The following is a 12758-nucleotide window of genomic DNA, read 5'->3' on the forward strand; positions in this document are numbered from 1 at the left end:
TGAATCAATAATTATTATTAAAGATATAAAGGAACTATCTAGCAACACATTTATGATTATAAATGTATCAAGATGGTTCCTTAATATTATTCAAATAAAATAAAAGTTCCATTTTCAAATAAAAAAAAATAGTTATATGATATATAATAACTATGTTATAATAATAGTTGGTGGTTAATATGAGAAAAAACGTAATTCATCATAAGATATTTCATAAGATAGTTATTCTTTTATGCATAACATTTATATTAACAAGTTGTCGCTATGATTCTAAAATAAAACAATCGACAGAATTAGGAATAGTTCCTTCTGATACCAAGGACAGTATGGTTAAGTTGAAAATGCTTATAATTGGAGCTGAACCTTTAGATTTTGAAGATGTATTAATAGATGCCAATAAAATATTGAATAAGGAAATAGGCGTAGAATTAATTGTTGAATTTCTTGAAAAAGAAGTTCTTGAATCTAAATATCATGCTAATTTTGCAGGTGGAGCTGATTTTGATTTAGTTCAATGTTATCCATATCACTATAATCAATATGTAGCAAAATCAGCATATATGAAACTTACAGATGATATGTTTAGTAAATGTGCACCTGTCACATATGAACGGTTAAGAGAGTCAATATTCAATGAGATCAGTGTAGATAACAATATTTATATGGTACCTTCTTCGGGGTATTTACCTAGACAGCAATTATTGATTGTTCGTGGTGATTTATTGCGGCAGAGTGGTATTTATACAATAGATACAATAGAAGAGCTAGAAGATTATTTTGATTATATCAAAGAAAATGTAAGTAATATGATACCGCTTGATATTGGTTATAATGCTTACAATTTGTTTGATTTTTTGTATGCAAAGAAAGGGCTTGAAAGATATGACGACTCATTGTTCATGATTGATAAGAAAGATGATAATAAAGTTTTATGGTTACCGGATAATGAGTTGTTTATTGATTATTTTAATATTATTTCTAAATGGTCTTTGGAAGAATATATACCGTTTAATGCATCAAGCAAAAAAATTGTGAACAAAGATAAATTTCTAGAAGGCAAAAGTGCCTCGTATTTAGGCAATATCTATGAAATAGAAAACATAAAATGTTATGTAAACAAAAAAAATCCACAGTACAAACCTTATGTAGTAACATTGGGATGTAATCTTAATCAAGTCAGGTATCCAATGGATAATGGAATAGCAATAAAAAATGGTACTACCAATGCGGCTAAATGTCTTCAGTTCATTGAAGAAATAAACACTAATAAAGATTTGTTCAGGTTATTGAATTATGGTATAAAAGGAATACATTATAAAATATCGAAGGAAGGCAATTACGTACCATTAGTTATGAGTTATCGTTATCCAATATATAATAATTATGTATGGTGTATGAACAGAAAATTAATGCTTCCCTATGAATTTACTACAGAGATAGCAGATAAAATAGTAATCAATAATAGACATAAAGCTATAGATATGAAATCAATAGATATAAAACTAGATGAAATAGACACTCTAAATAAGAATCTTTTATATCCTATTACTCTTGGAAATATTGATATTACTGAAAATTTGAGTGTATATAAAAAGAAAATGGAAGAAGCAGGTTTTAATTTATATAATAGGGAAGTGATAAGGTGTTCAGACTATTAATTATTGATGACGAGTTCATAACTAGAAAAGGTATAATAAAAAATATTGATTATAGTAATTACAATATACAGGAAATACAAGAAGCTGACGATGGTGTAAATGCTCTGAAAATAGCTAAGGATTATCAACCTGATATTGTGATTTCAGATATTAAGATGCCTAGAATGGATGGGGTAACATTTGCATTCGAATTAAAAAAAATATTACCTAACTGTAGAATAATATTAATGAGTGCATATACAGAGTTGGATTATTATAGAAATGCCATTAAACTAAATGCAGTAAGTTATATTGAAAAACCTATAGATCTAGAGGAACTGAAGCAGTCTATAAAGAATGCTGTAGATGATCTTATGCAGTATACACAGTATGAAACAATGAGTAAACAAGTAGATGAATTAATAAAAACTAATAAAGAAGTTCTTAAAAGCCAATTATCTACTATGATAATAGATAATAACCGTAATATATCTCATGTAATTCAAAAAGGAAATGAATTGGGTTTACAACTTGATTCTGAACATTATTATCTGACAGTGATTATTAAACAATATATAGAAGACAGATTAGATCCATATGATCAAGGTATTTCTAAACAAAGGATAACCTCGATACTGGAAAAATATCTGCAGCCTTTACAAATAAATTACGTAATGCACTTTAAAGGAAATATAGCCGTCATAACATTGATTGTAGAAAGACAACATCGTCTAGTACTCAATTATGATAAATTAGAAATAGTTTTTACTGAAATATATAAGGAACTGTTGGAGATTTGTCAACCAGCGATAAGTTTAGGGAAAGTGGTGTCTGGTATAAATGAAGTATACGATAGTTATGTTTCTGCTGTGATAGCAAAAGAAAAATTATTTTTCAAAAAAGGTATAAGTATCAATCACTATAAAACGAGTGAAGAAGATAAGAGTTTAGATATGGACAATACTTTGTTTAATAGATTTGACAAATATCTAGAAACATCCAGCAAAATAGATTGCATACTTTTTATCAAGCATTTGACAGAAAAGATAAGAAGATATAATAATACACCTAAAAATATCATTATAGATATATATGCAAGACTCTTCACTATAATCAACCAATATCTGCATAATATGAATAACTTGGATGATATCAATAATGATATACATTTTAATGATATTTCTAAGATGATAACGTTAGATGCTCTTGAGTCATATATGATTGATAATATAGATTGCTATTTTCTAATATTGAAAGAACAAAGTGAAGCAGGATCCATTGCTGTTAGAGTGAAAAAGATAATTCATGATAGTTATGGAGATTCTAATTTGTCTTTGGAAGTAATAAGTAATCATTTACAGGTTAGTAAAAATTATTTATCAGCAGTATTTAAGAAAGAGACAAGTATGACAATTAATAAATACATCACTAAGTATCGTATTGAGAAAGCCAAGACCAAATTACGAGATACTTCATATAGAATAGAAATCGTAGCTAATCTAGTAGGATATGATGATAGTGATTATTTTTCTAAAGTATTCAAGAAATATGTTTTATGTACACCAAGAGAATATAGAAAAAAATTTATAAAATAGTTTAGGAAGAGAATGCCATATGCATTATTTAAATAACTTAAAATTAAAATATAAACTTATAATCAGTTATTTCATTCTAATAGTTATTCCTTTAATAATATTTAGTCGTCTTTCTTTTAAAGAGTTTGCTCATATATTGGAAGATCGTATAATATATTCTGCAAACCAATCCTTCAACCAAGGAACGGAATATGTTACATACAAGATACATAAAATCATAGAGGTATCGGATAATATTACTGTTAATGATTATGTAAAAGAAATATTAGAAAGAGATAGTGATGATACAAGTGTCTTACAATTACATGAAGATCTTAATAATTTAAGAAGTCTATTATATTCTTATAAAGGTGATAAAGATATCCATAATATCTGTGTTTACATAAATGATAAACTACTTCATGATGACAGTGATGGTGAAATAGCTTCAATCAGTTATGCGAAAAAACAGAAATGGTTCAGCCAATTACCAGGTGCAGGTTCAAGAGTTTTTATGGTTCCTCCTGCTTTTTATAAAAGACCCGATGAAGATAATGATATGGTTTTATCAGTTGCCAGAAGAATAACGAGTTCAACGGATTACATCGATATCATAGGGTATCTACGCATTGATTTCCTTGAGAAAAATATTAGAGATATTTTGATTAATGCCAATGCTATAGATGGAAGTTTAACTTATATCCGTAGTAGAGATGATAGAATCGTCAGTACTACTGATAATGGGTTATTAAATAAATATAGGCTTTCTTTAGCTAATATTGAAAGACTACAGAAAATCAAAAATTGGACTATAATAAATATCAACAATGAAGATTGCTATGCGAGAGTAAAAAATATTGAAGATACTGATTGGACTATTATAACTGTAATACCACTTAATGATATTTATAGAGAAGTCGCTGATATCAGTAGACTGATGTTCGTTTTTTTACTTATAATTATACCAGTAACCATTTTGTTTTCTGTTTTATTGACTTACCAATTAACAAGAAGATTAAGTAATCTGTCTAATAAAATGAAATATGCTACAGAAAATATATTTGAAGAATATAATGAAAAGTATAATTATAATGACGAGATTGGAGAACTCACATCTTCATATAACTATATGGTGAAACGTATTTCCACATTGGCAGAGGAGAAATATAAGTCTGGACTTAGCATTAGAAGTACAGAGCTAGAGTTATTACAATCACAGATAAATCCTCATTTCCTATACAATACAATGGATATGATAAATTGGATGAGTTATGATAATCGTGGTGAAGAGATAAGGAAGATTACAAGAGCATTATCAACATTCTATAAAATAAGTCTCAGTAAAGGGAAAACTATGATACCTCTTAGAGATGAGCTTAAGCACGTTGAGTTATATATGGAGATACAGAATTTTAGGCTTAACAAATCTATTGATTTTATAATAGATTGTTCAAAACACTTATTGGATATATTGATACCAAAGATAACTCTACAGCCTATAGTAGAAAATTCAGTATTTCATGGTATTTTGAATAAGGATGATAAAAAAGGCACTATTAAGATTACTTGCAGAGATGATGATACTTATTTAATCATTCTTATAGAAGATGATGGCGTTGGTATGGATGAAACAACAATAAACGAACTATTAGAAAACAACGATAAAAAAGGATTTGGACTTAGAAATATTCAAACCAGATTACTGCTTACATATAATAATAAAAGTAGTTTTAAAGTAACAAGTAAAATCCAAGAAGGGACAGTTACAGAAATTAAGATACCTTTGTTCCTAGATAGATAAAATATAGAAAATATGGTAAAATTATAACAACAAATTCTGATAAAGAAAGACGGGAGATAATATTATGGCATTAATTGAATGTAATTTTACATCTAAGGTACTAGAGTTATCAACTGATTTATTAGCTGTTCTACCAGAAAAAAGTATAGGTTCCATGAAAAAATATCCAGTATTATATCTTTTACATGGATTGTCAGATGATCATACAGGCTGGCAAAGGAGGACATTAATTGAAAACTATGTGAGAGATAAAGAAATTGTTATAATCATGCCTAATGTTCACAGAAGCTTTTACACTGATATGAAAAACGGATATAAATATTTTGAATTCGTGAGCGAAGAACTTCCTTCTATAGTAAAAGAGTTTTTCCCTATTTCAGACAAAAGAGAAGATACTTTCGTAGCTGGTCTTTCTATGGGTGGATTCGGAGCAATGAAACTTGCACTCAACTATCCGGATAGATATAGTAAAGCGGCTAGTTTATCAGGTGCACTGGGAATGGTTAAAAATATGAAAGAAATGGAAGAATATAGTTCAACTAATAAGGATAATTCTGTTTCGGATAATATAACTTTTAGAATCAATGAAATGAAAAATATTTTCGGAAGCTATGGAGAAATTAAAGAAAGCTGCAATGATTTATTTTATTTGCTAGATAAAAATATTGCTGAAGGTAGAGAAATTCCAAACTTATATCAATCATGTGGTACAGAAGATTCTTTGTATGATGATAATATTAGATTCAGAGATTATGTTAAGTCAAAAGGTATTCATATCACTTATGAGGAGTGTGAAGGAGATCATACATGGGATTTCTGGAACAAAATGATAGAGCATGTCATTGAGTGGCTTGATGTGTAATTATTGAATTTCATAAGAAATATATCAGAAGTTATGAAACAGAAAATTATATATATTAAGGATAAACAGCTTTTTAAAAAGGCTGTTTTTTTGTTTTTTTATACTATTAATGTTATGACATTTATTATACGATGATTTATAATATATGCATAAAAAAACAGAGACAGATAGAAAGTTTATGTAAAAATCATATATAGAACTAAGATTTGTACATAAAAGGATAATATTTATACATACAAAATGAAACAAATTTTTGTTAATATAGTTATGTTATTGGTAAAATAGCTAAAATATTAAGCTGGATGTTGTGACGGGGTTTTTAATTGCAACTAAAAGAAGACTAAAGTAAGGAGAGTGACAAAATGTACCAAAAAACGATTAACAGAAGAATTATAGCTATAATTATGTCAATGCTGATGATTGTTTTTTATATTCCAGTATCAGCAGCGGAAAATGAACAATCTACAGAATTAATTGTAGAAGAGTTATCTGAAACTCCAGAAGAAGAAGTAACAGAAACTCCAGAAGAACAGGTAACAGAAACTCCCGAGGAAGAGGTAACAGGAACTTCGGAGGAAGAGGTAAAAGAAACTCCTAAGGAAGAGGTAACAGAAACTCCTAAGGAAGAAATAACAGAAACTTCTAAGGAAGAGATAAAAGAAACTCCCGAGGAAGAGGTAATAGAAACTCCTAAGGAAGAGGTAACAGAAACTCCTAAGGAAGAGGTAACAGAAACTCCTAAGGAAGAGGTAACAGAAACTCCTAAGGAAGGGGTAACAGAAACTCCTGAGGAAGAGGTAACAGAAACTCCTAAGGAAGAGGTAACAGAAACTCCTGAGGAAGAGGTAACAGAAACTCCTAAGGAAGGGGTAACAGAAACTCCTAAGGAAGGGGTAACAGAAACTCCCGAAGAGGAGATAACAGATATATATAAACAAGATTATGATAACGATTGTAAGTTTGATATTCTTGAAGGAAATGCAACAATAACTTTCGAAAATGGAATGTTGAATTTTGCTAATGAAGGGGAAACAAAAATAATAGATACTAAGACTAATAAAATCACAGATGGTGAAATAGAGATAAAATTCACTGTTCAAGATGATACATTGGGACGTTTTGGAATATTAGTCCGTAGTATAGATTTGGATCATTTATTATTAATAGGAAATGATGGAGTCAAGTGGGGAATACAAGATGGAGTCAAGTGGGACTTTGAAACTCCAGGTAGAACTTTTTACAAAGGCGATATAGTCAGGATGCGTGTTCTTTACGAAGGCAAGCATATTACTCTATGGGCTGCGAAAGATGATGAGGAATATGGTTTACCAATATTAGACAAATCTTATGATTGGTTAGAAATAAATAGTGGTTATCAAGGTTATAGAAAATGGTATACCAGCGTAGAAACGAAAGTAGATTATATGTATTCTGGTGAAATTGGTTCAATAAATGGAGAACCACAAGGAATTGAAAATGATACTATTTCCGTTGTACTAGATCAAAGCGTAGAACTTCCATCAATAGTTAATTTAATATATGAAGATGGTGCATTACTTAAAAAAGATGTAATATGGGATGACGAATCAATCGATACATCAGTTATTGGAACAGTTCAAGTAGAAGGTACAATTGAAGGTATGGATTACAAACCTACTCTAGAGGTCAAAGTTCAACACGGTATTGTATCTGAAGTAGAACCAATAAAAGTTAATTTAATTAAAGACAGTGTAGATAAGAGTTATTTACCTACTGAAGCTAATGTAAAAATAAAAATCAATGAAAATGAAAATGTTGATTCAGTAGCGAATATTACTGAATGGGCAGATATTGTTGTCAAAGATGACACTTACACTGCTGTTGGTGAACTTGATAAAAAGACTGAAGATGATTCATATGCTACAGTAACAGCATCAGGTAAGATAATAGATAACTCTGATTCATTACTGTATCATCAAGAATATACTATTCCAGAAGGTATTACATGGGATACTATAGATGGTTCAGGTAATTGTAATATCAACGCAACAGATGGTGAACTTGAAATTACTAATGATGAACTAAACAGCTATAAAGTTGTTGAAAACGAAAGTCCTTATTTGGGAAATGGTGAATTAAGTGTAACAATGACAGCATCAGAAGCTTGTACATATGGAATTTTATTCAGGGCTTCCAGTAAAGAGAATTATGCTGGTATTTCATATCACAGTGGAAATACATGGGCTATAATGGGTTCAAATGAGTTGTTTAAGACATTTGAAGGACCTGAGATTCAAGAGAATAAAGAAGTTAATATTAAATGTAGATATATTGGAGATAAAGTAACCGTTATAATTGATGATAAAGTATATTTTGATGATATTGTAGAAGGTATAACTCTTAAAAACGGTAAAGTAGGTTATTCTAATTATGGTTCAACTAAAACTTTAAGTGTCACAGAACTTAAAAGTGGTGAGCTAGGTGAAATCATCAAAACTGCAATTCCAAGAATTATGGATTTACAAACATATAATGTGCAAACATATCCACGTGTAATACCATCACTTCCATCAAATATTGATATTGAATATTACGGTGGTATAAATGGTAAAGCTCAAATCGTATGGGATTATATTTCACTTAATGACTTGGTTCCAAATGGTACATTAAAAGTTGATGCTACTATTGAAAATGAAGTGTATGAGGACTTAGCAGTAATTGAAATATATGATGAAGGACCTCGTTCATATGAATTGGATTTTGAAAATAGTAAAACTGCAACAGATGGATGGAACGTTGGTAATGGTTCTGGTTCTGTTGAAGCAACAGATGATGGAAGACTTCTAATCAAAGGTCTTAGTAATCAAGGTGTCATCTATTATGATGATGGTAACATTCCAGCTCTAAAAAACATGACCTTTGAAGCAGATGTAGAATTTGTATTACCGACAGAAGATTCCTCATTCAGAGGGGGACCTTTAGTAAGGTATGTAGATTCTAATACTTGGGCTAATATTTCTGTGGACGTTGGAAAATTAGTTTGGAAAAACGGTGAAGGTTATGGTTCATTCCCTGGATCATTTACTCCTGAAAAAGGTAAAGTATATAAAATGGTATTAAAAGCACATGAAGGAAATTTCTCAATATCATTTGATGGAGAAGAAATAGGTAAACAGGCTGTTTCATCCCTACCAGACGCTGAAGGATATATTGGTTTCCATAGCTGGGCAGGACAATCTTTTATAATTGATAATGTAAAAGTTACAGAAATTCCTCCACTAGCTCCACCAGATATACCAGAAAAAACAACTGTAATTTCTTCAGAAAAGATGGATGTAACAGTTGATGTCAACTTCCCAAGAGTATTGAAATATGATTGGAAAGAAGATGGTTCAATACTTAAAGGAGAAGATGAACAATTATTTATTGTAGAAGTTAATGGTAATAGATATATACCAAAAATCACTTCAACAGTTGCAGAGGATAAGTCTTCAATAATATATACCATGACAGACTTTGGTGATACTGGTATTGAACTTAAAGGTATGATTAGCGTTAATGATAATAAACTAAGATTTGAAATCATAGATATATTCGAACCAGAAGAGAAATTTCAAACATTAAATATTCCAAAGCAAAGTTTAGCAACTGTTACAGCTTCAGAAAATGGTAAGATATCTTCTGTTGTTACAACAGGTGATTGGAATAACATTATTGAAACATTCACTACAGTTGAAGACGAAACACAAGGAACAACAGGTAAAACATATGCATTTATTAGTAATAATAAATTTGCTGTAAGTACTGATTCAAATGTAACTACAGGTGGTTCTAGAGTTTCAATATCAACAGATAACAGAAGTAATGATAAAAAGACTGGTATTGGAGCAGGTTCTTGGACATATAGAGAAGAGTTAGGCAAAACTAATACAGGTGAGGATTATTTCCAAGAAGATATGCCTTGGGTTCAAATCGCAATAGCCAAAGATGAGAATAATGATGGAAACATTGACTGGCAAGATGCGGCTATATTATATAGAGAAGATATGAGAATACCTCTTGGTGCAGAAGATATTAAGAACAATGTTTCATATATCTCAATGAATATATGTTATACCCAAAATCCATTTTTAAAAGGATTAGATATGGTTAAAAACATATATAATTATACAGATGGATTCGGGCAAATAGTACTTGAAAAAGGTTATCAGGCTGAAGGCCATGATGATTCACATCCTGATTATGACCATATGGGTATAAGACAAGGTGGAGTAAAAGACTTTAATAAGCTTATTGAAGAAGGTAAGAAATATAATGCCAAAGTTGGTATCCATATTAATGCTACAGAATATCATCCAGATGCATTTCAATTTCCAGAGAATATAGTGAATCTTAATTCACCAGGCTGGGGATGGTTAGACAAAGCTTATTATGTAGATCAAAGAAAAGATATAACAACTGGTGAACTGTTTAGAAGATTGGATTTATTAAAGAAAGTAGCTCCAGAGCTTAACTTTGTATATGTTGATGTATATACAGGTAATGATTGGAATGCTTCACAACTAGGTGAAAAGGTTAATTCATTAGGTTATATGCTAGGAACTGAAATGAATGGTCCTTTGGAGCAGTATGTTACATGGACTCATTGGGGTGGAGATGCAGCATATCCTAACAAAGGTAATAATTCAAGCATTATGAGATTCATTAAGTATAATACACAAGATACTTTTATAGGTGATCCATTATTAAAAGGTAATAAACATCTATTACCTGGTGGATGGGGTGACCAACAGACAGTTCTTGGAAAAATGGGAACAGGAGTGTTCTATAATAATAACTTGATAACTAAATATATGCAGCATTTTGAAATAATGAAAATGAGTTCTGATGAAGTCGATTTTACTGAGGGTGTAAAAGTTGTTCGTGAAGGCAGTGATATCAACTATTATAAGGACGGCAGATTAATAGCTACGACTCCAGAAGATACATATAATGATACTTATATTGGTGAAACAAAATTATTTATACCTTGGGCACCAAATGCAGATGATGGTGATAAATCAACTAAAATAGATAAAATATATGCTTGGACACCATTCGATGATGATACTACAGAATGGTCATTACCTGCTGAGTGGAGAGATGATACTAGTCTGAAACTTTATAGACTTGATGATCTAGGCAGACATTATGTTAAGGATATTACAGTTAATGATGGTAAGATTACATTATCACTTGAAAAAGATGTTCCTTATCTAGTTGTAGAAGAGAAATCAGAAGAACCAAGAATAGATACTTGGGGTGATGGTCAACAGATAATCGATCCAGGTTTTGATTCACAAGGTTTCGTGAACGAGAAGGTAACAGGTGCTGCATGGACTGGAACAGGTGAAAATGTATCTATAGCTAAAGAAGTAGAAGGATATCATCAAGGTAGTCCTCGTGGAGGTAATGATATCGTCAAAATTACTGATGGTGCAGGTGGAATTAGTCAATCTATAGATGGGCTCGAAGAGACTAAAACATATTCTATATCTGCATGGATAAAGAATGATGATGAAAGAACTGTGACCCTAAATGTTAATTGTGGTGGTGAAGATTATTCAAGTGTAATTACCAGAAAGGGTAAATCAAGAAGTGGACAAGCAGTTAAATTCAGCAATGATACATTCATCAGAGCAAATGTTGAATTTACAGTACCAGAAGGTGTCTCAACAGCAGAAGTTTCAGTAGATGTTGCAGATGGTACTGGTACAGTATATATAGATGATTTTAGATGCTTCAAGTTACCAGGTAGAACTTATGAACAAGGTTATGCTTTCTATGAAGATTTTGAAAATGTAGATGAAGGGATTTCACCATTTTTACTTGCTCCTTATAAAGATGGTTCTAATAGAACTCATCTAGCAGAAAAGGATTTATACGGACGCCAATTCATGAATTGGGTCATTAATGGAAGATTTTCATTAAAATCTAATCATGAAGAGGGAGAAAAAGGAGAAATCATAATTACTGAAGATGGTTCATTTACACTCAAATCAAAGACTACATATGAACTAGGTTTGAAATATGCACTTGCTAGAAAAGATTCAGGTTACAGTTTTAATCTAAAACGAGCAGATGAAACAATAGTAGCTGAAATTCCCCTAACTGTAACAGGTAGTACAGATTCAATTGAACCAATAGATAGAGGTATTATTAAAGAGATCAGTACAACATTTACTACAGATGAAGATATAAGTGGTTTATACATGTCTCTTGATAAAGAAGTTGGCAAAGAAGAGATTATCTTAGATGATATATATATCAAAGAAACAACTACTGACGAAGCTTCAACATTAGGAGTTGTTAACTTAAATACATCAGTCAATGATATAAGAACAGATATGGAGTTTATTCCATTTGATGTAACAGCTTTAATGAGTAATGGTAGCAATGTAGATATGAGTACAGCAGAAGTGATTTATGATATTTCTGATCCTACAGTATTAGTAGTTGAAGATAATACTATAAAACCATTAAAAGAGGGTATTACTGATTTAACAGTAAAAATTACAGTCGATGGAGTTACTGTTAATTCAAATACTGAAACCATTATAGTAGATGATAGTAAAATTATAGAGTATTACACAGTTGATTTCTATAAGACAGGTGAAGACACAGAAATATATCATTCAGCTAATATAATTAGCGGTTCAACTCTTACTCTTCCAAGTGTACCAGTAAGAGAAGGCTATACATTTGAAGGTTGGTATACAGATACTGAATTAACAAAAGCATTTGATGAAGATAGTATTATAACATCTAATATGAATATTTATGGTAAATGGAATAAAGAAATAGAGTATTACACAGTTGATTTCTATAAGACAGGTGAAGACACAGAAATATATCATTCAGCTAAT

At 30.6% G+C, this 12758-nt stretch carries 5 protein-coding genes; all 5 read left to right on the forward strand.

The features are described from left to right. Positions 1 to 179 precede the first annotated feature (179 nt). A complete protein-coding gene (locus QMG30_RS20440; protein WP_281818709.1) occupies positions 180 to 1658 on the forward strand; it encodes an ABC transporter substrate-binding protein in 1479 nt (492 codons plus the stop codon). Further along, positions 1643 to 3232 (forward strand): response regulator transcription factor, encoded by a 1590-nt coding sequence (locus QMG30_RS20445; RefSeq protein WP_281818710.1) that lies wholly within the window; start codon positions 1643 to 1645, stop codon positions 3230 to 3232. Before QMG30_RS20440 ends, QMG30_RS20445 begins: the two co-directional genes overlap by 16 nt. 19 nt (positions 3233 to 3251) lie before the next feature. After that, on the forward strand, positions 3252 to 5012 hold the full coding sequence (locus QMG30_RS20450; RefSeq protein WP_281818712.1) for a sensor histidine kinase: 1761 nt from the start codon (positions 3252 to 3254) through the stop codon (positions 5010 to 5012). A gap of 64 nt (positions 5013 to 5076) precedes the next feature. Then, positions 5077 to 5874 carry an alpha/beta hydrolase gene (locus tag QMG30_RS20455; RefSeq protein WP_281818713.1) on the forward strand — a complete coding sequence of 266 codons (798 nt, stop codon included), beginning with the start codon at positions 5077 to 5079 and terminating at the stop codon, positions 5872 to 5874. Between the two features lie 362 nt (positions 5875 to 6236). Further along, positions 6237 to 12758: endo-alpha-N-acetylgalactosaminidase family protein (locus QMG30_RS20460; protein ID WP_281818714.1), on the forward strand; the 6522-nt coding region annotated here is incomplete at its 3' end.

It is taken from the genome of Vallitalea longa, assembly GCF_027923465.1.
In the GTDB taxonomy this organism is placed as follows: Bacteria; Bacillota; Clostridia; order Lachnospirales; family Vallitaleaceae; genus Vallitalea; species Vallitalea longa.